The 25,119-nt window shown below is 70.8% G+C and carries 23 protein-coding genes; 11 read left to right on the forward strand and 12 right to left on the reverse strand.

Annotation, left to right across the window (positions count from 1 at the left end; all coding sequences use genetic code 11):
• The first annotated feature begins 16 nt into the window (after positions 1 to 16).
• Positions 17 to 886 carry a DNA/RNA non-specific endonuclease gene (locus R8Z57_RS10135; RefSeq protein ID WP_318353647.1) on the forward strand — a complete coding sequence of 290 codons (870 nt, stop codon included), beginning with the start codon at positions 17 to 19 and terminating at the stop codon, positions 884 to 886.
• Positions 887 to 889: 3 nt separating this feature from the next.
• Here the strand turns inward: R8Z57_RS10135 and R8Z57_RS10140 are convergent, their stop codons facing one another.
• From R8Z57_RS10140 to R8Z57_RS10150, 3 genes are all read right to left on the reverse strand, one after another.
• On the reverse strand, positions 890 to 1,537 hold the full coding sequence (locus R8Z57_RS10140) for an FMN reductase (RefSeq protein ID WP_318353648.1): 648 nt from the start codon (positions 1,535 to 1,537) through the stop codon (positions 890 to 892).
• Position 1,538: 1 nt separating this feature from the next.
• Positions 1,539 to 2,738 carry an LLM class flavin-dependent oxidoreductase gene (locus R8Z57_RS10145; RefSeq protein WP_318354076.1) on the reverse strand — a complete coding sequence of 400 codons (1,200 nt, stop codon included), beginning with the start codon at positions 2,736 to 2,738 and terminating at the stop codon, positions 1,539 to 1,541.
• Between the two features lie 189 nt (positions 2,739 to 2,927).
• A complete protein-coding gene (locus tag R8Z57_RS10150) occupies positions 2,928 to 4,079 on the reverse strand; it encodes an ROK family transcriptional regulator (protein WP_318353649.1) in 1,152 nt (383 codons plus the stop codon).
• An 89-nt stretch (positions 4,080 to 4,168) separates the two neighbouring features.
• Here R8Z57_RS10150 and R8Z57_RS10155 point away from each other — a divergent pair, with 89 nt between their 5' ends.
• Genes R8Z57_RS10155 through R8Z57_RS10170 form a run of 4 tightly spaced genes read left to right on the forward strand, consistent with a single transcriptional unit; the run spans position 4,169 to position 9,511 of the window.
• Positions 4,169 to 6,337 (forward strand): alpha-galactosidase, encoded by a 2,169-nt coding sequence (locus R8Z57_RS10155; RefSeq protein ID WP_318353650.1) that lies wholly within the window; start codon positions 4,169 to 4,171, stop codon positions 6,335 to 6,337.
• Between the two features lie 36 nt (positions 6,338 to 6,373).
• Positions 6,374 to 7,663: an ABC transporter substrate-binding protein gene (locus R8Z57_RS10160; protein WP_318353651.1), complete on the forward strand. Its 1,290-nt coding sequence runs from the start codon at positions 6,374 to 6,376 to the stop codon at positions 7,661 to 7,663.
• 1 nt (position 7,664) lies between these two features.
• Complete coding sequence (locus tag R8Z57_RS10165; RefSeq protein ID WP_318353652.1) at positions 7,665 to 8,600, forward strand: sugar ABC transporter permease; 936 nt, start codon at positions 7,665 to 7,667, stop codon at positions 8,598 to 8,600.
• Entirely contained in the window at positions 8,600 to 9,511 is a 912-nt protein-coding gene (locus tag R8Z57_RS10170) for a carbohydrate ABC transporter permease (protein WP_318353653.1), read from the forward strand. The genes R8Z57_RS10165 and R8Z57_RS10170 overlap by 1 nt, the downstream gene beginning before the upstream one ends.
• A gap of 36 nt (positions 9,512 to 9,547) precedes the next feature.
• Here R8Z57_RS10170 and R8Z57_RS10175 read toward each other — a convergent pair whose 3' ends face one another.
• Both R8Z57_RS10175 and R8Z57_RS10180 read right to left on the reverse strand, forming a co-directional pair.
• On the reverse strand, positions 9,548 to 10,429 hold the full coding sequence (locus R8Z57_RS10175; RefSeq protein ID WP_318353654.1) for an alpha/beta fold hydrolase: 882 nt from the start codon (positions 10,427 to 10,429) through the stop codon (positions 9,548 to 9,550).
• A 12-nt stretch (positions 10,430 to 10,441) separates the two neighbouring features.
• Positions 10,442 to 11,938, reverse strand: a complete 1,497-nt coding sequence (locus tag R8Z57_RS10180; protein ID WP_318353655.1) for a carboxylesterase/lipase family protein — start codon at positions 11,936 to 11,938, stop codon at positions 10,442 to 10,444.
• A gap of 130 nt (positions 11,939 to 12,068) precedes the next feature.
• Between R8Z57_RS10180 and R8Z57_RS10185 the strand changes: the two genes are divergently transcribed.
• The 3 genes from R8Z57_RS10185 to R8Z57_RS10195 all read left to right on the forward strand — a co-directional run bounded on the left by R8Z57_RS10185 (position 12,069) and on the right by R8Z57_RS10195 (position 15,790).
• A complete protein-coding gene (locus tag R8Z57_RS10185) occupies positions 12,069 to 13,244 on the forward strand; it encodes an acyltransferase family protein (RefSeq protein ID WP_318353656.1) in 1,176 nt (391 codons plus the stop codon).
• A gap of 181 nt (positions 13,245 to 13,425) precedes the next feature.
• Entirely contained in the window at positions 13,426 to 14,670 is a 1,245-nt protein-coding gene (locus R8Z57_RS10190) for an oxygenase MpaB family protein (RefSeq protein ID WP_318353657.1), read from the forward strand.
• A 97-nt stretch (positions 14,671 to 14,767) separates the two neighbouring features.
• Entirely contained in the window at positions 14,768 to 15,790 is a 1,023-nt protein-coding gene (locus R8Z57_RS10195) for an isopenicillin N synthase family dioxygenase (protein ID WP_318353658.1), read from the forward strand.
• Between the two features lie 191 nt (positions 15,791 to 15,981).
• Here R8Z57_RS10195 and rpsO read toward each other — a convergent pair whose 3' ends face one another.
• Positions 15,982 to 16,251: a 30S ribosomal protein S15 gene (gene rpsO / locus R8Z57_RS10200; protein ID WP_005048780.1), complete on the reverse strand. Its 270-nt coding sequence runs from the start codon at positions 16,249 to 16,251 to the stop codon at positions 15,982 to 15,984.
• A 238-nt stretch (positions 16,252 to 16,489) separates the two neighbouring features.
• On the opposite strand from rpsO, the gene R8Z57_RS10205 reads away from it, so the two are divergent.
• The gene (locus R8Z57_RS10205; protein ID WP_318353659.1) at positions 16,490 to 17,437 is read left to right on the forward strand and encodes a DMT family transporter; all 948 of its coding nucleotides are present in this window, start codon (positions 16,490 to 16,492) and stop codon (positions 17,435 to 17,437) included.
• 6 nt (positions 17,438 to 17,443) lie between these two features.
• Here the strand turns inward: R8Z57_RS10205 and R8Z57_RS10210 are convergent, their stop codons facing one another.
• On the reverse strand, positions 17,444 to 18,391 hold the full coding sequence (locus R8Z57_RS10210) for an AraC family transcriptional regulator (RefSeq protein ID WP_318353660.1): 948 nt from the start codon (positions 18,389 to 18,391) through the stop codon (positions 17,444 to 17,446).
• 98 nt (positions 18,392 to 18,489) lie between these two features.
• On the opposite strand from R8Z57_RS10210, the gene R8Z57_RS10215 reads away from it, so the two are divergent.
• Positions 18,490 to 19,137 carry an NAD(P)-binding oxidoreductase gene (locus tag R8Z57_RS10215; protein WP_318353661.1) on the forward strand — a complete coding sequence of 216 codons (648 nt, stop codon included), beginning with the start codon at positions 18,490 to 18,492 and terminating at the stop codon, positions 19,135 to 19,137.
• A 78-nt stretch (positions 19,138 to 19,215) separates the two neighbouring features.
• Here R8Z57_RS10215 and R8Z57_RS10220 read toward each other — a convergent pair whose 3' ends face one another.
• From R8Z57_RS10220 to R8Z57_RS10230, 3 genes are all read right to left on the reverse strand, one after another.
• A complete protein-coding gene (locus R8Z57_RS10220; protein ID WP_318353662.1) occupies positions 19,216 to 19,779 on the reverse strand; it encodes a YceI family protein in 564 nt (187 codons plus the stop codon).
• Positions 19,780 to 19,956: 177 nt separating this feature from the next.
• The gene (locus R8Z57_RS10225) at positions 19,957 to 20,325 is read right to left on the reverse strand and encodes an FKBP-type peptidyl-prolyl cis-trans isomerase (protein WP_318353663.1); all 369 of its coding nucleotides are present in this window, start codon (positions 20,323 to 20,325) and stop codon (positions 19,957 to 19,959) included.
• Positions 20,326 to 20,558: 233 nt separating this feature from the next.
• Positions 20,559 to 21,788 carry a PrsW family intramembrane metalloprotease gene (locus tag R8Z57_RS10230; RefSeq protein ID WP_318353664.1) on the reverse strand — a complete coding sequence of 410 codons (1,230 nt, stop codon included), beginning with the start codon at positions 21,786 to 21,788 and terminating at the stop codon, positions 20,559 to 20,561.
• Positions 21,789 to 21,890: 102 nt separating this feature from the next.
• Between R8Z57_RS10230 and R8Z57_RS10235 the strand changes: the two genes are divergently transcribed.
• A complete protein-coding gene (locus tag R8Z57_RS10235; protein WP_318353665.1) occupies positions 21,891 to 22,754 on the forward strand; it encodes a fumarylacetoacetate hydrolase family protein in 864 nt (287 codons plus the stop codon).
• Between the two features lie 58 nt (positions 22,755 to 22,812).
• On the opposite strand, the gene R8Z57_RS10240 is transcribed toward R8Z57_RS10235, so the two are convergent.
• Positions 22,813 to 23,391 (reverse strand): DUF4190 domain-containing protein, encoded by a 579-nt coding sequence (locus R8Z57_RS10240; protein ID WP_318353666.1) that lies wholly within the window; start codon positions 23,389 to 23,391, stop codon positions 22,813 to 22,815.
• Positions 23,392 to 23,538: 147 nt separating this feature from the next.
• Entirely contained in the window at positions 23,539 to 25,029 is a 1,491-nt protein-coding gene (locus R8Z57_RS10245; protein WP_318353667.1) for an aspartate ammonia-lyase, read from the reverse strand.
• Positions 25,030 to 25,119 lie beyond the last annotated feature (90 nt).

Consider the following 25,119-nt stretch of genomic DNA (forward strand, 5'->3'; position numbering starts at 1 on the left):
ACGCCAGGATGGAGACGTGGCTGACGACGAGACCGGATACGACCCCCGCTTCCTCCCCGTGCCGGTGCCGCTGCCGCGGCCGCTGGGAGACAGCGAGATCCGCGAGCTCCCGTACCCGCGGTTCACCGTGCTGCTCGACCCCGTCCGCCGCCTGGCCGCCGTGACGGGAGTCAACGTCGACGGCGCGTCGCTGCGCGACCTCCCGCGCAGCGGCACGTGGCGGCTCGACCCGCGCGTTCCCGACGCGGAGCAGGCGGGCGCGGACGTGTACGCCGCCAACGACCTGGACCGCGGCCACCTGGTGCGCCGCCGCGATCCGGGGTGGGGCACGCCGGCCGAGGCGCGACGCGCGATGGAGGCCACGTTCTTCTACCCCAACGCCGCCCCGCAGGCGAGCGCGTTCAATCAGTCGAAAGAGCTGTGGCTGGGCCTCGAGGACCACGTCCTCGAGTACGCCGGCGCCCTGCGGCGGCGCCTCAGCGTGTTCACGGCTCCCGTGCTCGCCCCCGACGACCCCGCGTATCGCGGCATCCAGGTGCCGAGACGCTTCTACAAGGTCGTCGCCTGGACGGCGGCGGACGAGCGGATGCCGCAACCGGCGCCCGACGGCGACGCACTGCCGGCCGTGCTCGAGGCCGCGGGATTCGTGCTCGACCAGTCCGATCTCATCGACCTGAGCCAAGGGGCCCTCGCGATCCCGCGGCTCGCGGCCTTCCGCACCTTCCAGGTGCCGGTCGCCGACATCGAGCACCTCGCGGGCGTGGACTTCGGTGCGCTGGTGGAGGCCGACGTGCTGCCGGCCGTCGCGGGCCTCGGCGACGCGCAGGAGCGCGGAGAGGACGGGTGGCGTCCCCTCCGCGCTCCGGAGGACGTGTTCCTCGGCTGAGGGCTACTCCCCCGCGAGGCCGCCGAGCAGGTGGCCGAACGAGCGTCCCTCGCCGAGATAGTTGGCGGGGTCGAACGGATCGGCGTCGGTCGCCGGCTCGCGGCGGGCGATCGCCTCGGCGAGCTCACGCGCACCCCGGTCGATCCGCTCGCCGAGCGGCGCGACGTTGTCGGCCGAGGCGCCCCAGTCGCTCGACGCGGCGAAGACCCCGGTCGAGACCGGCTCCGCGTGGAGGTAGGTGAAGAGCGGGCGGATGGCGTAGTCGATCGCGAGCGAGTGGCGGGCGGTCCCCGCGTTCGCGCCGATCAGCACCGGCTTGCCGGTGAGCGCATCGGGGTCGAGCACGTCGATGAAGGACTTGAACAGCCCGGAGTAGCTCGTCGAGAAGATCGGGGTCACCGCGATGACGGCGTCGGCCGAGACGACGGCGTTGATCACCGACTCGAGGGCGGCCGGAGCGAAGCCCGTGAGCAGATTGTTCGTGATGTCGTGGGCGTAGTCGCGCAGCTCGAACACGTCGACCTCCGCTTCGATGCCCCGTTCAGCCAGCTGCTTCGTCGTGGCGACCGCGAGCCGGTCGGCGAGCATGCGCGTCGACGACGGGTTCGACAGGCCGGCCGAGACGACCGCGATGCGGCGTGCCGTGGTCATCTCACGCCTCCTTCCGGCCGAGGCCGAACGCCGCGCCCGCGGGCGCCGGGCTGTCCTGGTAGGGGCTCGCACCGACGAGGTTGTCGCCGCGGTTCGCACCGGGGACGGCCTGGCGCGGCGCCTGGTCGCCGTAGGCAGCGGCCACGCGGTTCGCGTGGGTCGGGGCATCCGGAACCTCCGCCGGGCGGCCCTTCTGCAGCTCCTTGCGCAGCACCGGAACCACCTCGCCGCCGAGGATGTCGAGCTGATCGAGCACCGTCTTGAGCGGCAGTCCGGCGTGGTCCATCAGGAACAGCTGACGCTGGTAGTCGCCGTAGGTCTCGCGCATGGCGGCGTAGCGGTCGATGACCTGCTGCGGCGAGCCGACCGTCAGCGGCGTCATCTCGCTGAAGTCCTCGAGCGAGGGGCCGTGGCCGTAGACGGGGGCGTTGTCGAAGTAGGGGCGGAACTGCTTCACGGCGTCCTGCGAGTTCGCCGCCATGAAGACCTGTCCGCCGAGGCCGACGATCGCCTGCTCGGGCGTGCCGTGGCCGTAGTGGGCGTAGCGCTGGCGGTACAGCGTGATGAGGCGCTGGTAGTGCTCCTTCGGCCAGAAGATGTTGTTCGCGAAGAAGCCGTCGCCGTAGTAGGCCGCCTGCTCGGCGATCTCGGGTGTGCGGATCGACCCGTGCCACACGAACGGCGCGACGCCGTCGAGCGGGCGAGGCGTCGACGTGAAGCCCTGCAGGGGCGTGCGGAACTTCCCCTCCCAGTCCACGACGTCCTCGCGCCACAGGCGGTGCAGGAGGTTGTAGTTCTCGATCGCGAGGGGCAGCCCCTGGCGGATGTCCTTGCCGAACCAGGGGTAGACCGGACCGGTGTTGCCGCGACCGATCATGAGGTCGGTGCGACCGCCCGAGACGTGCTGCAGCATCGCGTAGTCCTCGGCGATCTTCACCGGGTCGTTCGTGGTGATGAGCGTCGTGGCGGTCGACAGGACGAGCCGCTCGGTCTGCGCCGCGATGTAGGCGAGGGTCGTCGTGGGCGACGACGACCAGAACGGCGGGTTGTGGTGCTCGCCGAGGGCGAAGACGTCGAGGCCGACCTCCTCGGCGTGCTTCGCGATCCGCAGGGTCGCCTGGATCCTCTCGGCCTCACTGGGCGTGGTGCCGTCGGTCGGGTCCTGGGTGATGTCGCTCACCGTGAAGATGCCGAACTGCATTCCCGACCACGTGGTGCTCTCGCTCACGATCGCTTCTCCGCTCCTTCGCCGTGCGGGATCTCCGTCGGACGAATCTATGCAAATGAATGTATCCGGTGCAACGCGTCCGCACCAAGGTTATTCCCGAGCGGATGCCGCGGCCTCCGGCATCCGCCGACACCCGCAGGGAAGAACCGCTCGGAGCGTCTCTCAGTCGAGGCGTAGGCGGTCGACGGCGGACTGGATCGCCACCGCCGCCGCGCCGCGGGCCCACGCGGCGAAGCCGGAGTCGTCGACGTAGAGCCGCACAGGCTCGGCGCGAGGGTCGCGTCCGGCCCAGATCGCCGCGCGGATGCGCTCCTCCGCGATCGCGAAGAGTCCGATGCCCTCGCCGGCCAGCACGGCCGCATCCTGGAACGTGAGGTTGGCGGCGAGGGAGATGAACCGACCCAGAGCGTCGGCCGCGGCGTCGATGACGGCCACCGCGGCCGGCTCGCCCGCCGCGGCGAGCGCGAGCGCCTCCTCGTAGGACACGGGGCGCTGGAGCGCGGCCGAGACCTGCGCGGAGATCGACCCCGACGTGAGCATCGCCTGCGAGCACCCTCGGTGGCCCGCCTGGCAGAGCGGCCCGCTGTCGCTCAAGGGGATGTGCCCGCCGAGACCCAGTCCGGCTTCCGACGAGCGGACCACCTCGCCGCCCACGACGAGGCCGTAGCCGACGCCGGCGCCGATCGTGAGGACGACGAAGCCGGGCATTCCGCGCCCGAGCCCGAACCACCGCTCCGCCTCGGCAAGGGCGACGAGGTCGTTCTCGAGGGTGACGGGCACCCCGAGCTCGCGCTCGACGAGTGCCGCGAACTCCACGTCCTCCCATTCCAGGAAGGGCGCGAACCGGACGATGCCGTCGTCGACCGCGCCGCCGAGTGCGACCCCCACGCCGACCAGCGCCTCGGACTCGAGCGCGCGCAGCGCGCCGGCGATCCGGCCTGCGACCGCGCGCGGCTCGTGGGTCTCAAGCGGCTTGGCGCTCTGGGCGACCGGCTCGGCGCGCACATCGGTGACGACCACCTCGAGGGCGTCGCCGGTGACCTTCACGCCGCCGAACCTGCCCAGCCCCGGGGCAACGTCGAGCGGCCGGACGGGCCGCCCCACCGAGCCGTCCGCGAGATCGTCGAGCTCGACGAGGTATCCGCGATCGAGAAAAGGCTTGGCCAGGCGCGTGAGACTCGCCGGCGAGAGCCCCAGCCGGTTGGTCAAGGCGCTGCGCGCGATCGGCCCGTGGATGAGCACGGCCCGCGCGAGCGCGCGTTCACTCTCCGTCAGCATCGTCGGCGGCCTCCCCTGGGCGTCGAATGTTTCCATTTTGACACGAAAACACCACCGAACACCGGTCCGATCGTCACAGAAGACCGTCTTGCCCGCATCATTAGTTCCGTGGTAGAACTAAGTCCATGCACAGCACCGAACGGCTGCTCGAGGCCGAGCACCGAGCGCCTTCCCCCGACCCACGGGTGCTCCACTTGAGCCGTGGCGGCACGAGCGTCGTCGTCGACCTCGACGCCGCGCCCGCTCCGGCGATCGTCCACTGGGGCGCCGCGCTCGAGGGCTCCACCGCCCAGACGCTCCGAGGGCTCGCGGTGGCCGCTCGCGCGCAGCGCGTGTCGGGAGGGCTCGACGCGACGCCCGCACTCACCCTCCTCCCTGCCGCCGCGGACGGCTGGTTCGGCACCCCCGGGGTGGAAGGCCATCGCGAGGGCACCGGCGTGAGCATCCGGCTCTCGGTCGCCGACGTGCAGGCGACGGGCCACCGCGCGAGCATCGCCCTCGTCGACGCCGAAGCCGGGATCGCGGTGCGGGCGGAGCTCCGCATCGGGCCGAGCGGACTCTTCCACCAGCGGGCCACCGTACGCAACACCGGTGCGACCCCGTACACGGTGCACACGCTGCAGTCGACGTTCCCGCTGCCCTGGGATGCGACGGAGGTGCTCGACACCACCGGACATCACCTCCGCGAGCGCGCCCCGCAGCGCCGCGCGCTCACCTTCGGCACGCACGTGCGCGAGAGCCGCCGCGGGCGCACCGGCGCCGACTCGGCGATCCTCCTCGCCGCGGGTCGTCCCGGCTTCGGCTTCGAGCAGGGCCGGGTGCACGGCATCCACGTCGCATGGAGCGGCAACCAGCGGCTGCTGGCGGAGCGGGTCGTCACCGGCGACGCCCTCCTCGCCGGCGGCGAGCTGCTGCTCCCCGGCGAGGTCGTGCTGCCTGCGGGCGCCGCCTACAGCTCGCCCTGGGTCATCGGCTCGTGGGGCGACGGCCTCACCGAGCTGTCGCAGCGCTTCCACGACGAGTGGCGGGCGCGCCCGCAGCACCCCCGCCGTCCCCGTCCGGTGACGCTCAACACGTGGGAGGCGGTGTACTTCGACCACACCCTCGACCGCCTGATGGCGCTCGCCGACGCGGCGGCCGCCGTGGGAGTCGAGCGCTTCGTCCTCGACGACGGGTGGTTCCACGGCCGACGCGACGATACGGCCGGTCTCGGCGACTGGACGGTCGACGCCGACGTCTGGCCGCAGGGCCTGCATCCGCTCGTCGACCACGTGCGCGCGCGCGGCATGGAGTTCGGCCTGTGGGTCGAGCCCGAGATGGTGAATCCCGACAGCGACCTCGCGCGCCGGCATCCGGAATGGATCCTGCGAGGACGCATGTCGCTCCCGCCGTCGGCGCGGCAGCAGCAGGTGCTCGACCTCTCCCAGCCGGAGGCGTACGCGCACATCGCGGAGCGACTCCACGCCCTCCTGGACGAGTACCCCATCGCGTATCTCAAGTGGGACCACAACCGCGATCTCGTCGATGCGGCGGGCGGGCCGGCCGGCGGCGCCCGCGTGCATGCCCACACCCTCGCGGTGTACCGCCTGTTCGACGAGCTCAAGGCGGCGCACCCCGGCCTTGAGATCGAGAGCTGCGCCTCCGGCGGAGCCCGCGTCGACCTCGGCATCCTCGACCGCGCCGACCGCATCTGGACCAGCGACAGCCTCGACCCCCTCGAGCGCCTCGACAACCAGCGGTACACGGGCCTCGTCGTGCCGCCCGAGATGATGGGCATGCACCTGACCAGTCCCATCGTGCACTCGTCCGGCCGGACGGTCTCGCTCGGGCTGAGCGGGGCGGTCGCCCTCCTGGGGCACTTCGGGATCGAGTGGGACCTCACCACCGTCGACGAGGCGCGCCGGGCCGAGATCGCCGAGTGGGTCGCGCTCGCCAAGCGCCTGCGCCCCCTCATCGCATCGGGACGCGTCGTGCACGTCGACGGCACCGAACCCGGTATCGACGTGCGCGGCGTCGTCGCGACGGACGCGGCATCCGCCGTCTTCACCATCGTGCAGACGGCGACGAGCGCCGCCTACCCGGCGGGGCGGATCCGGGTGCCGGGGCTCGATCCCTCGCGCGTGTACCGGCTGCGCGTCGTGACGCGCGACGGCGACGACGCCGGCCAGTCGCCGCTGGAGTGGGCCGAGAACCCGCCGGCGCTGACGGGCCTCGAGCTCTCCGAGATCGGCGTGCGCCCTCCGGTGCAGCGCCCCCAGCAGGCGATGGTCGTCGAGCTGACGGCCGAGGACTGAAGACTCCACCCACCCCACGCGCAAGGAGGCGCAACGATGAGAACTCTTCACCGACGATGGACCCGACCCCTCGCGGTCGCGGCCGTCGCCGCGACAGCCGCCGTGGCGGGAGGCTGCGCGCAGCAGCCGGCCGACGGCGTGACGACGCTGAACTTCTTCCAGTTCAAAGGCGAGGCGCTCGAGGACTTCAACGAGATCATCGCCGACTTCGAGGCCGAGAACCCCGACATCGATGTCGTGCAGAATCAGGTCGCCGACGCCGACACGGTGATCCGCACGCTGCTGGTCAAGGATCGCGTGCCGGACGTCATCACCCTCAACGCGAACGGCAACTTCGGCCGGCTCGCGCAGGCGGGGGTCTTCCACGACTTCACCGGCGACCCGATCCTCGACACCATCAACCCGGCGGTGCAGGAGATCCTCGCCGACCTGGGGACGTACGGCGACGAGGTGAACGGTCTCGGATACGTCAACAACGCCAACGGGATCATCTACAACCAGGACATCTTCGAGGAGCAGGGACTCGAGGTGCCCGAGACGTGGGACGAGCTCATCGCCGTGTGCGACGCGCTCGTCGAAGCGGGCATCCAGCCGTTCTACGGCACGCTCGCCGACTCATGGACCGCCATCCCCTCCTGGAACGCGCTGGGCGCGTACCCGGCGCAGGGCGACTTCTTCGAGAAGATGCGCGAGGAGGGCGAGAACGTCGGGCCGGATTCGGAGGTGTCGTTCGAGAAGGACTTCCCGCAGGCCATGGAGCGCCAGTACGAGCTGTTCTCGTACATGCAGGAGGGCTACCGCGGGCGCACGTACGACGACGGCAACGCCGCGTTCGCCAACGGCGAGGCCGCCATGCTGCTGCAGGGCATCTGGGCGACCAACCCGATCAAGCAGGTGAACCCCGACATCCGCATGGGTATCTTCCCCTACCCGACCGACGAGCCCGGCGAGAGCCTGCTGGTCTCGGGAGTCGACGTCGTCTTCACGATGGGCAGGAACGGCGCGAAGGAGGAGGCGGCGCAGCGCTTCCTCGACTACGTCTTCCAGCCCGAGGTGATCGAGAGGTTCGCCGCGTCGCAGAACATGGTCCCCTCGGTCGAGGGCGCAGAGCTCAGCGACGATCCCGCCCTGCAGTCGGTCGCGCCCTACTTCCAGGACGGGCGGATCACCGGCTTCATCGACCACCAGGTCCCGCCGGCGATCCCGCTGATCCCGATCGACCAGCAGTACCTCTTCGAGGGCGACACCGAAGCCGCCCTGAAGGCCCTCGACAGCGAGTGGGCGAAGGTCGCCGCTCGAACGATCCCCGTGACGACAGGAGAGTGACATGACCACCGTCACGCAGGCCGTGAGGTCCAGCACGTCCCCCGACGCGCCGAAGCGGGCTGGGAGGGTGCGCTCGGAGACGAGCAGAGCCCCCTCCGCGTACTACTGGATGGTGTGGCCCGCCGTCATCGCGTTCGCCGCCTTCCACACCCTCCCCGTCATCGTGAGCATCTTCTTCAGCTTCACGAACTACCCGGGCTACGGCGCCTGGAACTTCGTGGGCCTGTCGAACTACATCAATCTGTTCAAAGACGAGCGCATCCTGCAGGCGTACGGGTTCTCGTTCCTGTTCGCCGTCTTCGCGACCATCCTCACCAACGTCATCTCGCTGGCGGTGGCGCTGGGCCTGAACGCGAAGATTAGGGCGCGCGAGTTCTGGCGGGGCGTCTACTTCGTCCCGTACGTGCTGGCGATCCTGGTCATCGGCTACGTGTTCCAATTCTTCTTCTCGAACTCGCTGCCCAAGATCCTCTCGGGCATCCCGCTGTTCGCCGACAACATCCTCACCAACGAGACCTGGGCGTGGACGGCCATCGTCGCCCTCGCGGTCTGGCAGGCGTGCGCGTTCTCGATCATCATCTACCTCGCCGGGCTCCAGACGATCCCGGCCGAGCTCTACGAGGCGGCCGCGCTGGACGGCGCCAAGCCGTGGCGGCAGTTCCGGTCGATCACCTTCCCGCTCATCAGCGCCTTCTTCACCATCAACGTGGTGTTGAGCCTCAAGGGCTTCCTGCAGGTGTTCGACCCGATCGTGGCGCTCACCAACGGCGGCCCGGGCACCTCGACCGAGTCCGTGACGCTGCTCATCTTCCGCGGCGGCTTCAGCGGCGGGGAGTTCGCCTACCAGGCGGCCAACGCCGTGATCTTCTTCATCGTGATCACGGTGGTGTCGCTGTTCCAGTTCCGGGTCCTTCAGCGCAGAGAGGCCGATTTCTGATGACCACCACGACCAACACCTCCGTGCAGATCGAAGACGCCACCGCTGCGGTCCGGCCGCGGGTCCGGCGCCGCGTGCGGGACGACGACGACACCCGCCGCACCAACTGGTGGGCGACCGCACTGATCGCGGTGTGCTCGCTGACGATCCTCGTCCCGCTGTACCTCGCGGTCGTCGTCGCACTCAAGACCCCCGACCAGCTGACCTCCGGCACCGGCTTCGAGTGGCCGAATCCGGTGCGGTGGGAGAACTTCGCCGATGCGTGGCAGCGCACCAGCTTTCCGCAGGCGCTGGCCAACACCGCGTTCATCACCGTCGGGTCGGTCGTGTTCACGCTGCTGACGAGCTCGATCGTCGCCTACGCCATCGCGCGGAACATCCACCGTCCCTTCTTCAAGGGCGTGTTCTTCTATCTGCTGGCCGCGCTCTTCATCCCGTTCCCCATCATCATGCTTCCGCTGGTGAAGCAGACCTCGCTGCTCGGGATGGACAACCAGGTCGGGATGATCGTGCTCTACACGATCTACGGGCTGTCGCTGAACATCTTCATCTACACCGCGTACATCCGCTCGATCCCCATCGAGCTGGAAGAGGCGGCGCGGGTGGACGGGGCCTCCACCTGGCGCGTGTTCTGGCAGGTCATCTTCCCGCTGCTCATGCCGATGAACGCCACGGTCGGCATCCTCACCTGCGTGTGGGCGTGGAACGACTTCATCATGCCGCTCGTCGTGCTGACCGAACCCTCGGCTCGGACGCTGCCCCTCGCGCAGTACGTGTTCCAGGGTCAGTTCAACACCGACTACACGGTGGCGTTCGCGTCCTACCTGATGGCGATGGCGCCCCTGCTGATCGTCTACATCTTCAGCCAGCGCTGGGTGATCTCCGGGGTCACGCGGGGCTCGATCAAGTGAGGGCGGGAGGGATGCCGCGGCCGCGGCATCCCCCCCTCACCGCGCGTCGGCGAAGAGTCGCAGCATGTCGCGCGCGAGCTGGTGCGGCGCGGTCTCGCAGGGCGCGTGCCCGGTGGGATACGTGGCGACACGAGCGCCGATGCGCCGGGCGTAGGCGTCGTGCTGCGACTGCGGCCAGAGGTCCTGCTGCCCCACCGCGATCAGCTTGGGGACGTCGGTCGCGGCCACGTCGGCGGCGATGTCGGGCATCGCCATCATGAGCCCGACCACGTCGTCGATGCAGGCGCGGCCGGTGACACCCAGCCGCTCGCGCACGAACGCGATGCGACCGGGCGGCGTGCGGTTGAGGTTGTACCGGATGCCCCACAGGATGAGCCCGGCCGCCCGATGCGGCGGCATGTCGGAGATCGGGCCGATGTGCTTCACGCCCCGGAACACCTGCCCTGTCGCCGGGGGCGCCGACATGAGCGTCAGGCTGAGGAAGAGGTCCGGCCGCGCGACGAGGGCGAGCTCGGTGACGAGGCCGGCGAAGCTGTAGCCCAGCACGTGCGCGGGGCCGCCGTCCTCGAGGATCGCGACGAGGTCGTCGACGAAGAGGGCGTAGTCGTAGGAGGTGCGCGGCGGGTCGAGGTTCGCCGGCCCGGCGCCGGCGGACTCGTAGTGGCCGGCCAGATCGTACGACTCGACCCGGTAGCCGGCCGCCGCGAGCACGGGGAAGAGCAGGACGAAGTCCTCCTTCGACCCGGCGACTCCCGGCACGAGCACGACGCGCGGCGCCGACGCCTCGCCCAGGCGCACCCGCGCCAGCCCACCGCTCGGGGCGCCGAACACATCGCGCTCGGTGCCGTCCGGGAAGACGCGCCAGTCGAGGTCGCGGATGGTGAGGTCGCGCTCGAGCGCGTCGTCGATCGTCGTCATCGCGGTGCGAGACTACCGCTCGGGAAGGCCGTCGAGCTCGTCCTGCCGCGGCGCGTAGTCGATGTGGCCGCCGTCCGCGTCGAACGCCTGCACCGGTCGCCGCTCCGACCATCGCTCCCACCCGGGATCCCCGTCGGTCACGAAGGCGACCCACGCCCGGTGCATCGCGTCGGCGAGCGGCTGCGGTCCATCCGGGCCGCCGATGCCGATCGCGTCGGGCTGCGCCAGACGGTCGAACACGAAGCCGAGCTCCATCACGTGGGCGGCGCCCAGGTCGTCGACGGGACTGCGCCAGCGGAACTCGTAGACCCACGTCGGCGAGTCCGCGGCGCCGACACGGCTGTCGGCCAGCCGCGTGATCGGCCCCCGCAGCAGCATGTCGGTGATGACCTCGCCGAGGATCTCGCCCGGTTTGGCACCCGGCCGACGCGCCCGATGGGCGCGCACGATGCGGGCGGGCACCCGCGTCGCGAGCCGCGCGAGGGTCACCGTGAGACGGCTCGCCCGGTCGACAGCTCCGGTGGGCACGAGCCAGAGACGGTATTCCTCGCTCGTCGAGCCGATGAGGACGGGGATGCCGCGGCCCGCACCCGAGAGGAGTGCCTCCAGCGGGTTGCGCGGGATCGCCTCGCCGCCGATCGCCAGGGCCACCGTCGGGCCACGGCCGGCCGGCGAGCCGCCGGCGGCGATCGCGGTCTGGTGGGCGACGAGGTCGTCGGCGGGCACCGCGGCGAAGCCCGCTCGGGTGGCCGGCACCCGGAGGCGCTTCGCGATCGCCTGCGTCATGCGGCCGGCCTTGCCCGCGGGCTGCGCCACGAGGGGGCCGGACTGCAGGATCGCCCGGTCGAAGAGCTCCTTCGCGTGCGGCAGCGCTAGGAGCGCGGCCAGCGTGTTGGCGCCGGCGGAGTGCCCCATCACCGTCACGCGGCCGGGATCGCCGCCGAACGCCGCGATCTCGCGTCGCACCCAGCGCAGCGCGGCCTGTTGGTCGAGCACGCCCAGGTTCTGCGGCGCGTCGTCGAGCACCGCGAACCCCTCCTGGCCGAGGCGGTACTGCACCGACACGAACACGATGCCGTGGCGCGCGAAACGCTCGCCGTCGTAGGTCGGCAGCGCCGCGCCGCCGCGCGTCAGGGCACCGCCGTGCACGAGCACGAGCACCGGCAGCGCGGCATCGGGCGCGCGGTCGACGGGCGTCCAGACGTTGACGGTCAGGATGTCGTCGCCGGGCACCTCGACGGTGGCGAGGTACTTCGCGATCGCCGCGCCGTACGGGCGCTGCGGGGCGGTCGGGCCGAAGGCCGAGGCATCCCGCTCCCCCTCCCACGCCGCCGCCGGCTCCGGCGCCCGGAATCGGCGCTCGCCGACGGGCGGGGCGGCGTACGGGATGCCCAGGAAGCGGTCCAGTCCGTCCACGCGGGTGCCGCGGACCGCACCCGCGCTCACCCTCACCACGGGGCGGTCGGTCGCGGAGCCCGGCGATGCGGCTCCGGTCGCGGCATCCGTCATCATCGTCCTCTCCGGCGCGGCTCGCCGGCACGCTCGCACTCAGATTCCGGCACCCTGGGACGCGGTGTCAAGCAGCGGCCCGGCGCCGCGGACGCGGCTAAGGTGGTCAGCGCCCCGGCGAGAGGTGACGATGACCGGCAGCAGCGCTCCACCCACCGCGAGCACCCCTACGGGATCGGTCGCTCGACCGCGCCGGCGCGTGCCGTTCTGGGACAACGCGCGCTTCGCGTGCATCGTGCTCGTGGTGCTCGGCCACGCGGTGCAGCGGCTCACCTACGACTCCGACATCGCCCTGAGCCTGTACCTGGTGATCTACGCGTTCCACATGCCCGCCTTCGCGATCATCTCGGGCTACTTCTCGAAGTCGGATGCCCCCACCCGGACGCAGATGGCGCGTGTGATCACCGACATCCTCGTGCCCTACGTCGTCTTCGAGGGACTGTGGACGCTGACGAAGTGGCTGGTCGAGGGACAGGCCAGCCCCAACCTCACCCAGCCGTCGTGGACGCTGTGGTTCCTGCTGGCGCTGGGCATCTTCCGGGTCGTCCTGCCGTACCTCGCGCTGCTGCGGTGGCCGCTGCTGTGGACGGTGGCGATCTCGATCGGCGCCGGGTACCTGCCGAACATCGACTCGACCTTCTCGCTGTCGCGCACGCTGGGACTGCTGCCCTTCTTCACGCTCGGCTGGTGGCTGCGCGAGCACGACATCGTGGCGAGATGGCGCCTCCTCGACCACCGCTCGTGGTGGGTCTGGGCAGGAAGCGTCGGCCTCTTCGCCGTCGCGGGCTGGGCGGCGTGGTTCTTCGTCGACGACTGGCGCGCCATGAACCTGCGCGAGTGGCTGTTCTACGACGAGAACTATGCGGCGATCGGCGGCACGCAGTGGTGGGCGGGCGGCGTGCGCCTCGCCCTGATGCTCGTGGCGATCGCGCTGTCGTTCGCGTTCTTCGCCCTGCTGCCGCGCGGCGGGCACTGGTGGACGCACTTCGGGCAGTACACGATGTACGTCTACCTGCTGCACTCGTTCGTGCTGTACCCGTTCCGCGAGAACGGGCTGCTCCGCCACGCCGAGCCGACGTGGCTCTGGCTGCCGCTGGTGATCGTGGCCTCCGTCCTCATCGCACTGGGCCTTGCGACGAAGCCGGTCCGCCGGATCTTCCGGCCGCTCGTCGAGCCCCGCCCGAACTGGCTGTTCGCCGACCCGACCCTGGCCAGGCGCGAGGGACGCCGCAGCGACCCGACCGGGTCGCGGCGCCCGCGGGAGGAGCCTCGGACTCCGCGCCCCGATCCGCGTCAGAACGGCTGACCTCCGGCTTTCCCGCGCGCCCCGACCCCTTCCCACGGGAGGGGTTGCGCGCTGCCGCGTTCTGCCCATATGTTAACGGCGAATCACATCAGTCCAGGATGGACTGCGGGTAACAGAGCGCGTCGAGGGTGACGTGGCGGCCGGGGTCGGTCCATCCCTTTTTCCGGGAAGAAGGTGGCAAATGACCGACGTGAACAGACGCTCCGTGCTGACGCTGGGAGCAGCGCTCGGCCTGGCCGGCGCCGTCGTGCCCAAGGCCGCATCGGCGACGACCGGTGCCGTGTCGGAGAGGTCGTGGACCTGGGCGCCGAGCCAGTCCGTCGTCGGCAGCGGCAGCGGCGTCGACCCGCAGTGGGTCTGGGACGACGAGATCGACCAGATCATCGCGACCATCACCGACAGCGGGCAGACCGCCCAGGTCAACGCGGCGATGGACGGCTGGGTCAACAACTGGCAGCCCGTTCCCGCCGGCCTCCCGCCCGAGATCTCGGGCTGGCTGAACGGGCACATGCAGCTGCCCGCGTGGGCCGACCGCACCAAGCTGCGCCGCGCGGCCGACTTCAACCGCCGCAAGGACACGTACCTCTTCATGATCTACGGCGTCGGCGGCGGCATCATGTCGACGGTGATCCCCCGCGAGGCGCGGTCGGTGTATCACTCGAAGGGCGGCGCCGACATGCAGGACCGCGCCGCGAAGACGTTCTCGTTCGGCTACGACCTGAGCGACCTCAACGCCTTCGAGAACACCGGCGAGTTCATCGTCACCGCCAACCGCACCCGCATGGTGCACGCCGCGGTGCGTCACCTGCTGCCGCAATCGCCGCATTGGCAGGCCAGCGGCCACGACGAAGAGATCCCGATCTCGAACCACGACATCCTCGTCACGTTCCACAGCACGGGCACGTTCGCGCACAAGAAGCTCAAGGAGTGGAAGGTGCCGATGTCGCGGGCCGACGAGGACGCGTTCCTGCACTCCTGGCAGGTGGCGCTGCACTTCCTCGGCGTGCGGGACGAGTACATCCCCGCGACGTGGGATGCCGCCCACGCCCAGGCCGCGCAGATCCTGACCCCGATCCTCGCTCCGACGACCGAGGGCAAGTACCTGGCCGAGGTGCTGCTCGGGCTCGTCGCCCAGGTCGACCTCGGGGTCACGCGCGGCTTCCTCAACGAGTTCGTGCGCTATCAGCTCGGCAACGACGTCGGTGACTGGCTCGGGCTCAAGCGGGACTACGTGGCGGCCGCGACGATCCGTGTCGGCTGGCCGTCGTACATCCTGTTCCGCGAGGGGCTGATCCGCATCATGCCGGCGAACTTCTACCTGTTCGACCAGCTGCTGCGGGCGATCGCGATGGCGTTCCTGAACAAGGGCCAGTCGGGGACGACGACACCCATCACGATCCCCGACATGAACCGCCCGACCTCCTGACCGGACGGTGGGGCCCGGTCGGCGTGCCGGGCTCCACCGCCGGTAACCCACGGCAACAAACGGGACGGATGCCGCGACCCGCGCCTACTCTCGGCTCATGACCGAGCTGAACCTGCCGATCCTCGATCTCTCCCGGCTGGACGAGGGCCCGGAGGCCGCCGCGCGATTCCGCGACGACCTGCGGGCGGCGACCCACGACGTCGGCTTCTTCTACCTCACCGGGACGGGGGTCACCCCCGAGCTGGAGTCACGCCTGCACCGGGCCGCGCGCGACTTCTTCGCCCTTCCGGAGGCCGACAAGCTCGCCATCGAGAACGTCAAGAGCCCGCACTTCCGCGGGTACACCCGCGTGGGCGGCGAGCGCACCCAGGGCGAGGTCGACTGGCGCGAGCAGATCGACATCGGCCCCGAGCGCGAGGCGGTCGCCGATCCCGGCGCGCCCGACTTCGCGCGCCTGGTCGGCCCGAACCTGTGGCCCGACGCGCAACCCGAGCTGCGCGAGGTCGTGTCGGAGTGGCACGACCACCTGTCGGGCGTCGCCCGCAAGCTCCTGCGGGCGTGGGCGCTGTCGCTCGGTGCGCGCGAGGACTACTTCGACGAGCACTTCGGCGAGCCCTCGACGCTCATCAAGATCGTCCGCTACCCCGGCAAGGAGGACCCGACGCCCCAGCAGGGCGTCGGGGCCCACAAGGACTCGGGCGTGCTGACGCTGCTGTGGGTCGAGCCGGGCAAGGGCGGGCTCCAGGTCGAGCGCGACGGCGTCTGGGTCGACGCTCCCCCGGTGCCCGGGGCCTTCGTCGTGAACATCGGCGAACTGCTCGAGTACGCCACGCAGGGCTACCTCATCGCCACCAAGCACCGCGTCATCTCCCCGAGGTACCCCGACGACCGCATCTCGGTGCCGTTCTTCTTCAACCCGGCGCTCGACAAGCGCCTGCCGCTCATCGAGCTGCCCGCTGAGCTGGCGGCGCAGGCGCGCGGCGTCACCCAGGATCCGTCGAACCCCATCCATGCGCTGTACGGCGAGAACGCGCTGAAGTCACGGCTGCGCGCCCACCCCGACGTGGCGGAGATCCACCACGCCGACCTCGTCGCCGCGCGGGCCTCCGCCGCGCGTTAGCCGCGGCATCCGCCAGACTTCTTCGCCCAGGGCTCTCGAACCAAGGCAATCGCGTCGAAACCTGGGGCCTCGTCCTCGGTTTCGGCGCGAATGCCCTGTTTCGGCGCAGGCGGGCGGAAACGTTGAAGGCCTCCCCACACCGTGGGGAGGCCTTCACAAGAATGTTTTGCGCGATTGAACGCTGGCTGCGATTAGCGGCGGAGTCCGAGACGCTCGATCAGCGACCGGTAACGGTTGATGTCGATGTCCTGGAGGTAGCCGAGCAGACGGCGGCGCTGACCGACGAGCAGGAACAGCCCACGACGCGAGTGGTGGTCGTGCTTGTGCTCCTTGAGGTGCTCGGTGAGGTCCTTGATGCGCTGCGTCAGCATCGCGACCTGCACCTCGGGGGATCCGGTGTCACCGGGGTGCGTCGCGTACTCTTCGATGATCGCCTTCTTGACGTCTGCTTCCAGTGCCATAGGTGATCCCCTCTCTGCTTGTTGCGCGGTGCCCGTCACCCGATGTGCGAGCTCTCTTTCTCCGCGGCCGATCCAACGGCAACCTGAAGAGTCTACCAGTGAACGGATGCCCCGGCGAACCGCCGCCTCCCGCGCCGGTCCGCTCCGCGCCGTAGCCGGACGGCCGCACATCGGCGGATTTCGGACGACGCATCCCCGCAGCGGCGTGGGCCGGCCGCCGCGGTCGTACCGTGGCTGCATGACCTCCACCGCGACGACCCCGACGCTGCGCGCCGCCGCCGGCCCGTCGGCGCGGTGGGTCGCCGTCCAGTTCGTGCTGGCGGGCGTCGTCTGGGGATCGAGCTTCCTGTTCATGAAGGTCTCGCTCACCGGCATCTCGCCCGCCCAGGTGGCCTGGACCCGCATCCTCCTCGGCGCGCTCACGCTGGGGGCGCTCGTACTGCTCCGCCGCGAGCGGCTCTCGCGGAGCCTGCGCGTGTGGGCGCACCTGCTCGTCCTGGGGCTGACGTTCTGCGTCATCCCCTTCCTGCTGTTCTCGTGGGCGCAGCAGCACGTCAGCTCGGGCGTCGCGAGCATCTTCAACGCCACCACGCCGATCATGACCGCGATCATGGCGTGGCTGGTGTTCCGCGTCGAGCGGCTCAAGGCGATGCAGGTCGTCGGCATCGGGGTCGGCATCCTGGGCGTGATCGTCATCATCGCGCCCTGGCAGGGCATCGCCTTCGACGGCAGCCTCGTGGCCGAACTGGCGATCCTGGGGGCGACCGCCAGCTACGGGTTCAGCTTCGCGTACATGCGGCGGTTCGTCTCGAACACCGGCATGTCGGCGCTCGCCTTCACGTTCGGCTACATCGCGATGGCGGGAGTGGTGATGGCGCTGCTCACGCCCGTGCTGGTGCTGTCGCCGGTGCGCCTCGACGCCCCCATCATCCTGAGCCTGGTGCTGCTGGGATGCCTCGGGACGGGCATCGCGTACGTCTGGAACCAGAACACCGTGCGCGCCTGGGGACCGACGCGCGCCTCGACGGTGACCTACATCACGCCCGTGGTGGGCGTGATCCTCGGCATCGCGATCCTCGGCGAGACGATCTCCTGGAACGAGCCGGTGGGCGCGCTCGTGGTCTTCCTGGGCATCCTGCTCGCACAGGACCGGCTCCGTCGGCGGCGCGCGACACCGTCGCCCTGACGACGGTCAGGCGGCGCTGCGCCGCACGCGCCCGGGCGTCTCCCCCGTCACGCGGGCGAAGGCGCGGCTGAATGCGGCCTCCGAGCCGTAGCCGTGGGCGGCGGCGACCGCCGCGACGCTCCGCCCCTCGGCGAGCATCGCACGCGCGGCGCGCATGCGCGCCGCGGCCACGTAGGCCATCGGCGGCGTGCCGACAACGGCGGTGAAGCGCGCGGCGAACGCCGAGCGCGACATCGTCGCGCGCCGGGCGAGCACCTCGAGGGTCCACGGATGCCCGGGCTCGCGGTGCACCGCAGCCAGCGCCGCCCCCAGCTGCGGGTCGCGCAGCGCCGCGAGCCAGCCGCCGGTCTCGGCCTCGCCGTCGGCTAGCCACGCGCGGATCGTCTCGACCACGAGCACATCGGCCAGGCGTGTCGCGACGGCATCGCCGCCCGGCATGGGCTCGCGCAGCTCGCGCGCCAGCAGCGGCAGCAGCGCCGCCATGACGGGGTGGCGCGCGGAGTCCACCGTCACGATCGACGGCAGCACGGCGAGCATGTCGTCCACGGCGGGCGAGTCGAACGCGACGACGCCGCACAGCAGCGCCAGCGGCGGTTCGGGGGTCTCCGGCCCGAGCCGGAGCACCGAGAAGGCGTCGCCGAGCATGGCCTGCGGCAGCAGGTCGGCACGGCCGGCGAGCGGCGCGCCGGGCGCGGTCGAGACCCGGTGGTCGATCCCCCGCGGCACCAAGGCGAGCCGCCCCGCATCCAGCCGGACGGCCTCCGCACCCGCCACCTCCACATACGCGGTGCCGTGCGCCACGATGTGGAAGCTCAGCGTGCCGGGGAACTGCGGCATCGCGACCGCGCACTCCGTCGAGGCCTCGGTCCACGAGTAGAAGGCGCCGCGCATGCGCACCTGGTAGAGGGCCGCAGTCAGGGCGTCCTCGCTGTCCCACGGCATCGCGACAGTCATGCGGCCTCCGGACGATCGATCATGGAATACGTACACCTGACGATAGATCATCCTGCGCGGCGGCGCGAGAGTGGGATCACCACCGAAGGGAGATCCTCATGAACATCCTCGTCATCGGCGCCACGGGCGGATCGGGCCGGGCCGTCTGCGACGCCCTGCTCGAGCGCGGCCACACCGTCACCGCCCTCGCCCGCCACGCCTCGGCGCTTTCCGCCCGCCCCGGGCTGCAGCGCGTCGACGGCGACGCCACCCAGCAGGCGGTCCTCGATGCCGTCATCCCCGGGCACGACGGCATCGTCGTGACGCTCGGCATCTCCGAGCCCGTCGTACGGGTGCGGCTGCGCGGCGCGCAGGGCACGCGCGATGACGTCCGCTCCACCGGCACCGCGGCCATCGTCGCGGCCGCGCGCCGGGCCGGCGTCCGCCGCCTGGTCGTGCAGTCGTCCTATGGCGTGGGCGACACCCGCTCGCTCCTGCGGCTCACCGACCGGATCCTCTTCGCCCTGCTGATCCGCCCGCAGATCATCGACTCCGAGATCCAGGAGGGAGTGCTCCGCGGCTCCGACCTCGACTGGACCATCGTTCAGCCGGTCTATCTCACCGACGACGACTCCCCCGAGCACTTCACATCGACCGACGGCACCATCCGGCGCAACAAGGTCACCCGGCGGGGCGTCGCCCACGTGCACGTCGCGCTGGTCGAGGGCGTCGTGCACGTGCGCGAGACGGTGTCGGTCTCGGGCTGACTCCTGTCGAGCGCCCCGCCCACGCGAAGATGAGCGGATGCCTCGGGCCGAGGCATCCGCTCATCTCGTGCGCTGCGGTCAGTCCTGCTGGAGCGCGCCCTGCAGGTCGAGCGTGATCGTGACGTCCTTGCCCACGAGCACGCCGCCGGTCTCGAGCGCGGCGTTCCAGGTGAGGCCGAAGTCCTCGCGGTTCACCACGGTCTTGGCGGTGGCGCCGGCCTTGTAGTTGCCCCACGGGTCGGTGCCGAAGCCGCCGAACTCGAACTCGAAGGTCACCGGCTTGGTGATGCCGCGGATGGTCAGGTCGCCGTCGACGAGGAAGTCGTCGCCCTCGATGCGGGCGCCGGTCGAGCGGAACTCCATCGTCGGGTGGTTCTCGACGTCGAAGAAGTCGGCGGAGCGGAGGTGGTTGTCACGGCCGTCGTCCTTCGTGTCGACCGACGTGACGTCGACGGATGCCTCGACCTGGGCCTCGAGCGGGTTCTCGGGAGCGACGAGGGTCGCGCTCTTCATGCCGAAGGTGCCGCGGACCTTCGAGATCATCATGTGGCGGACGCTGAACGTGACCTCGCTGTGCGCGGGGTCGAGCACCCAGGTGCCTGCCTTGTAGCCGGGAACGTCGATCGTGGTGGAGTCGGTCATGGTCGTCCTTCGTGTCGTGTGGGGCGCCCGCGGGGACCGGGCATACGTGGTCCAACACGACCATCGTCCAGTTCTATTCCCATGAATGCAAACTGATATCGTCCGGGGCGGCGGGACTCATGCGAGAGGGGGACGGATGCCGCGGCATCCGTCCCCCTCTGCGTGCACGAGAAGCGGTCAGCCGACCTTGATGAGGTCGATGACGAAGATCAGCGTCTTGCCGCCGAGGAAGTGGCCGCCGGCGGGACCGTAGGCGAGGTTCGGCGGGATCACCAGCTCGCGGCGACCCCCCTCCTTCATGCCCGGGATGCCGTCCTGCCACCCCTGGATGAGGCCGCGCAGCGGGAACTGGATGCTCTCGCCGCGGTTCCACGACGAGTCGAACTCCTCACCGGATTCGTACTCGACGCCCACGTAGTGGACGGTGACGGTGTCGCCGGGCTTGGCCTCGGCGCCGTCGCCCACGACGAGGTCGCGGATGACGAGGTCGGCCGGCGCCGGGCCGGCGGGCGGGTCGATCTCGGGCTTGGTGCGGTCGTCAGTCATGACACCCATCCAAGCACGGCGAGGGCTGTGCGCGCACCGTCGCGGGGATCTCGATACGCTCGCTGGCGCTCGCTCCCCGATCTTGAGTCGGGCCGCATCAACGCGGGCTTCGCTCGCATCGATCCGGCCCGACTCAAAACTCAGCGCTCGGTGCCGCGGCGATGCCTGCGTGTCTACCGAGCGCTGAGTTGGCTGGTCTCAGGATGCCGGGGAGGCCGCCGCGGTGTCAAGGTCTACGGGGCGAACATCGCCGCGCGGGTGGCCGTGGTCTTGGCGAGGAGGTCGCGCTCGTCGCCGGCGGCCTGCGGATCCCGCCCCGTGATCGCGCGCTGGCGCGTCGCCGCCAGCGCCGTCGCATCGGCGATGAACGTCTTCATGAGGGCACTGCGGTCGCCCCGCAGCGAGCGCGCCCACGCCAGTGCCGCCTTGCGCCCCGCGGAGGTGGCGAGCATGTCGACCTCCTGCGGGGTGAACCAGCCGGCCGCCGCGTAGTCGCCCAGCCGCCGCCGGGTGAGCCGCGACTCCTCGCGGCGCAGGGCGACGACGCCGAGGATGAAGCCGACGAACAGCGGCACCTGGAGGGTGATGTAGAGCAGGAAGAAGTCGCCGAAGACCGCGGAGCCGTTCCAGAAGGCGTGCAGCGCGACCGCGCCCGCGAGCCCGAGCAGCCAGGGACCGATCGCCTGCCCGGTGGAGAAGCCGCGGCGCGCGGCGAGCCCGACGGCGAAGCCCGTGACGCTCGTGAACATCACGTGCGCGAATGGCGAGAGGATGCCTCGCATGAAGAATGTCGCCGTCGTCTCGACGGCGCCACCCTGGATGTAGCTGAGCGCGAAGTACTGGATGTTCTCGGTGAAGGCGAACCCGGCACCGATGAGGGCGCCGTAGACGATGCCGTCGACCGGGCCGTCGAACGCCCGGCGCGCGGTCGCGAAGATGAGCAGCACACCCAGGCCCTTGGCGAACTCCTCCACGACCGGCGCCTGCACCACCGCCCGCAGCACCTCGCGCACCTCTGAGGTGCCGTCGCCGAACGCGAGCGAGAGCACCCAGTCCACCCCCAGGGCGATGCCGACCGATGCGATCGCGCCCCACGCGACGGCCAGCGCCAGCAGACCGCGCGGCTCGGGCTCCCAGCGGTCGACGATGCGCACCGCGAACAGGACCCCGACGAGCGGCACCAGCGCGAGCAGCATGCCGACCAGCGACGCCCCCGGGCCCATCGCGCTGAGGAAGTAGCCGATGAGAGCGACCAGCACGAGGATCAGGATCCCGACCAGCCAGACCGATGCCGTACGTCCGCGGCGCGGTGCCGTCCCGGTCGGGAAGGGCACGGGCGCGGGCGACGTCGCCGGCGGGGTGATCTGCGCGGGCGCCGCATGCCGGGGCTGGGCGAGCGCGGAGGCGAACTCGGGCGGCGTCAACGAGGGCCGCGGTCGCGCGGCGCCGGGATCCAACGTCATGCGCTCAGCCTAGGGCCGCGCCGGCGCACCGCCGGCCGCTGGACGGGATCGGGCACGTCGCAGATGACCCGGCCGCAGAGGACTCCCGGCTAGGTTGGGGGCATGCGCTTCGCCCATGTGCTGTTCCCGGGGTCGGACGAGCCGCGACTGGCCGTGATCGAGGGCGACGAGGCGATCGTCGTGGCCGGGCTCTTCGACGGCGCGCCCGGCGTGCTCGAGGAGCTCATCGCCGGCGGCGACGAGCTGCTCGCGCGTGTGCGGGATGCCGCCGACGCCGGGGCGCGGCATCCGCTCGACACCCTGCGGTTCGCGTCCGCCGTGCTCGCGCCACCCGTGATCCTGGCCATCGGACTGAACTACGCGGCGCACTCCAGCGAGCTGGGGTTGAAGACGGACTCCACGCCGACCGTGTTCGTGCTGTGGCCGAACTCCCTCGCCGCCCACGAGGGCACGACGACATGGCCGAGGGCGCTCAGCGAGTCGGTCGACTACGAGGCGGAGCTCGGCGTCATCATCGGCACGCCCGCGAAGGACGTCGCGCCGGAGCGGGCGCTCGATCACGTGTGGGGCTACACGGTGGTCAACGACATCACCGCGCGCGACATCCAGTACTCGGAAGCGCAGTGGTCGCGCTGCAAGTCGTTCGACGGGTTCACCCCGACCGGGCCGTTCGTGGTGACCGCCGACGAGATCCCCGACCCGCAGGCGCTGCACATCTGGACCGTCCTCGACGGGACGACGCTGCAGGACGCGTCGACCGCGCAGATGGTGCGGCCCGTGTCGACCCTCATCTCGCATCTCTCCCGGTCGGCCACGCTGCTGCCCGGAACGCTCATCTCGACCGGCAGCCCCGGCGGCGCCGGGTATTCGCGCGACCCGCAGGTGTTCCTGCGCGACCGCTCGTCGGTCACGGTGGGCATCGACGGCATCGGCGCGCTCACCACGCACTGCCGCATCGTCGGCTGACGGCACGAACGAGGAAGCCCCTCCTCCGAAGGAGAAGGGGCTTCCTGTGGTCAGCGCGTCACGGGCAGGTGACGGTGCCGCCGGTGGTGAGGTCGTACGTTCCCGGAGGCATGCCCTCGCACAGCTCCTGCAGAGCCGACGACCCCAGGTTCACCAGGACGACGACGAAGATGATCGTGCCGATGATGGTGAGCACGAGGAAGATCCAGCCCAGGATGATCGCGATCTTCGCGGGAGTGTTCTTCACGCCCGCCTTCTTGCTCTGCGAGCGCGCGACGTAGCCGAGGATCAGGCCGATCAGCGACGCGAAGAAGACGACGACGAGCGCGACGATGCCGAGCGTCTTTCCCGGAACCGGGCCCTCGGCCGGGCCGCCGTACGCCGCGGGCGGGGCAGCGGCGTAGGTCGGAGCCGCGCCGTAGGCGGGGGCCGCGGGCGGGGCGGTGTCGTAGGCCGGGGCCGCCGGCGGGGCGCTGTCGTACGACGGGACGGCAGGCGCCGGGTCGGCGGCGGGCGCCGCGTCGTAGGCCGGAGCGGCCGGTGCTGCCGAAGGCGCGTCGGCGGCGGGCGCCGGCGGGACGTCCGGGGTGGTGTCGGGCTGCTTCGCCGGGTCGGCAGGCGTCTGGGGGTCGGTCATGTGGGTTCCTCTCGCATGGACTCTGCATGACGGTAGCGGTCCCGGCGCCCCCGGGGCAATCGGCCGCGCCGGGGGCGCCCGGGTTCGCCGATGGGCACGCGGCTTTCGCGGGCGGACCGGTGATTTCGCCGCCCCGCGGGCCGGCGGTCAGACGCGGTGCGCGTCGGCAGCGGACTCCCCCACCACCACGTCCTCCGGAGCCTGCACCACCGGGATGGCGGCGGTCACCGTCTCCAGGCCCGACAGTCGGGCGGGCGAGAGCTGCTTGGCGACCTCGTCGGCCGACATCAAGCCGGCCTCCACGACGAGGTCCGCGACGCTCCGGCCGGTGAGCAGGGCCGTCTTGGCGAGCGCGGCGGCCGCGGCGTAGCCGATGAACGGCGTGAGCGCGGTGATGACCCCGACCGACGAGCCGACCATGGCGCCCAGCCGCTCGCGGTTCGCGGTGATGCCGTCGACGCAGTTGACCCGGAGGGTGAACATCGCCTGACGGAGCCACGTGATGGATTGGAAGATCGAGTGCGCGATGACCGGCTCGAACGCGTTGAGCTGCAGCTGCCCGCCCTCGACGGCCATCGTGACCGTGAGATCGGCGCCGGCGACGGCGAAGGCGACCTGGTTCACGACCTCGGGGATGACCGGGTTGACCTTGCCCGGCATGATGCTCGACCCTGCCTGCCGTGCCGGGAGGTTGATCTCGCCGAAGCCCGCCTGCGGGCCCGACGAGAGCAGGCGCAGGTCGTTGCAGATCTTCGACAGCTTGATGGCGTTGCGCTTGAGCGAGGCCGAGAACGACATGAACGAGCCGGTGTCGCTCGTGGATTCGACCAGGTCGGCCGCGGTCGCGAGGTCGAGCCCCGTGATCTCCCGGAGGTGCCGCAGCACCGCCGACGAGTACGCCGGATGGGTCGTGATGCCGGTGCCGATCGCCGTCGCGCCCATGTTGACCTCGTACAGCAGGTACGCGTTCTCGGTGAGGCGCTGGTGGTCGTAGCCGAGCGTCGTGGCGAACCCGTGGAACTCCTGTCCGAGCGTCATCGGCACGGCGTCCTGCAGCTGGGTGCGGCCGACCTTGAGCACGTCGTGGAACTCGACGGCCTTCGCCAGGAAGGCACGCCGCAGCAGGTCGAGCTCTTCCAGCAGCGTCTGCAGGTCGAGCCCGAGGCCCACCTTGATCGCCGTCGGGTAGACGTCGTTGGTCGACTGGCTGCGGTTGGTGTCGTCGATCGGCGACAGGAACGCGTAGTCGCCCTTCTCGCGCCCCGCCAGCTCGAGCGCGATGTTGGTGATCACCTCGTTGGCGTTCATGTTGGTCGACGTGCCCGCGCCACCCTGGATCACGCCCACCACGAACTGGTCGTGGTACTGGCCGTCGATCACCAGCTGCGCGGCGCGGTCGATGAGGTCGGCCTTGGCCGCGTCGATCGCCCCGATCTCCTTGTTCGCCCGCGCGGACGCCTGCTTCACCATCGCGAGCCCGCGAACGAGGTCGGGGTACACCGAGATCGGCCGCTTCGAGATCGGGAAGTTCTCCAGCGCGCGGGCGGTGTGGATGCCCCAGTACGCGTCGGCGGGGATCTCCAGGGATCCCAGGGAGTCGGTCTCGGTGCGGGTTCGCGTCATTGCGTCCAGAGCCATGTGTGCAGTCCTCGTGGGTCGTTCACAGCGGTGTGCGGGATGCGTTCGAGCCTACTCGCGGGACACCCGCGGCCGCCTGTACGCCGCGTA

Source organism: Microbacterium sp. M3 (assembly GCF_033548675.1).
Taxonomy (GTDB): domain Bacteria; phylum Actinomycetota; class Actinomycetes; order Actinomycetales; family Microbacteriaceae; genus Microbacterium; species Microbacterium arthrosphaerae.

What these genes read in the sequence shown, in the direction of transcription:
- R8Z57_RS10165 (WP_318353652.1), top strand. Translation starts at nt 7,665, where the DNA reads ATGACCACCGTCACGCAGGCCGTGAGGTCCAGCACGTCCCCCGACGCG.
- R8Z57_RS10245 (WP_318353667.1), bottom strand. Translation starts at nt 25,029, where the DNA reads ATGGCTCTGGACGCAATGACGCGAACCCGCACCGAGACCGACTCCCTG.
- R8Z57_RS10170 (WP_318353653.1), top strand. Translation starts at nt 8,600, where the DNA reads ATGACCACCACGACCAACACCTCCGTGCAGATCGAAGACGCCACCGCT.
- R8Z57_RS10225 (WP_318353663.1), bottom strand. Translation starts at nt 20,325, where the DNA reads ATGACTGACGACCGCACCAAGCCCGAGATCGACCCGCCCGCCGGCCCG.
- R8Z57_RS10235 (WP_318353665.1), top strand. Translation starts at nt 21,891, where the DNA reads ATGCGCTTCGCCCATGTGCTGTTCCCGGGGTCGGACGAGCCGCGACTG.
- R8Z57_RS10220 (WP_318353662.1), bottom strand. Translation starts at nt 19,779, where the DNA reads ATGACCGACTCCACCACGATCGACGTTCCCGGCTACAAGGCAGGCACC.
- R8Z57_RS10180 (WP_318353655.1), bottom strand. Translation starts at nt 11,938, where the DNA reads ATGACGGATGCCGCGACCGGAGCCGCATCGCCGGGCTCCGCGACCGAC.
- R8Z57_RS10185 (WP_318353656.1), top strand. Translation starts at nt 12,069, where the DNA reads ATGACCGGCAGCAGCGCTCCACCCACCGCGAGCACCCCTACGGGATCG.
- R8Z57_RS10190 (WP_318353657.1), top strand. Translation starts at nt 13,426, where the DNA reads ATGACCGACGTGAACAGACGCTCCGTGCTGACGCTGGGAGCAGCGCTC.
- R8Z57_RS10195 (WP_318353658.1), top strand. Translation starts at nt 14,768, where the DNA reads ATGACCGAGCTGAACCTGCCGATCCTCGATCTCTCCCGGCTGGACGAG.
- R8Z57_RS10160 (WP_318353651.1), top strand. Translation starts at nt 6,374, where the DNA reads ATGAGAACTCTTCACCGACGATGGACCCGACCCCTCGCGGTCGCGGCC.
- R8Z57_RS10150 (WP_318353649.1), bottom strand. Translation starts at nt 4,079, where the DNA reads ATGGAAACATTCGACGCCCAGGGGAGGCCGCCGACGATGCTGACGGAG.
- R8Z57_RS10175 (WP_318353654.1), bottom strand. Translation starts at nt 10,429, where the DNA reads ATGACGACGATCGACGACGCGCTCGAGCGCGACCTCACCATCCGCGAC.
- rpsO (WP_005048780.1), bottom strand. Translation starts at nt 16,251, where the DNA reads ATGGCACTGGAAGCAGACGTCAAGAAGGCGATCATCGAAGAGTACGCG.
- R8Z57_RS10230 (WP_318353664.1), bottom strand. Translation starts at nt 21,788, where the DNA reads ATGACGTTGGATCCCGGCGCCGCGCGACCGCGGCCCTCGTTGACGCCG.
- R8Z57_RS10240 (WP_318353666.1), bottom strand. Translation starts at nt 23,391, where the DNA reads ATGACCGACCCCCAGACGCCTGCCGACCCGGCGAAGCAGCCCGACACC.
- R8Z57_RS10145 (WP_318354076.1), bottom strand. Translation starts at nt 2,738, where the DNA reads ATGCAGTTCGGCATCTTCACGGTGAGCGACATCACCCAGGACCCGACC.
- R8Z57_RS10210 (WP_318353660.1), bottom strand. Translation starts at nt 18,391, where the DNA reads ATGACTGTCGCGATGCCGTGGGACAGCGAGGACGCCCTGACTGCGGCC.
- R8Z57_RS10155 (WP_318353650.1), top strand. Translation starts at nt 4,169, where the DNA reads ATGCACAGCACCGAACGGCTGCTCGAGGCCGAGCACCGAGCGCCTTCC.
- R8Z57_RS10205 (WP_318353659.1), top strand. Translation starts at nt 16,490, where the DNA reads ATGACCTCCACCGCGACGACCCCGACGCTGCGCGCCGCCGCCGGCCCG.
- R8Z57_RS10215 (WP_318353661.1), top strand. Translation starts at nt 18,490, where the DNA reads ATGAACATCCTCGTCATCGGCGCCACGGGCGGATCGGGCCGGGCCGTC.
- R8Z57_RS10140 (WP_318353648.1), bottom strand. Translation starts at nt 1,537, where the DNA reads ATGACCACGGCACGCCGCATCGCGGTCGTCTCGGCCGGCCTGTCGAAC.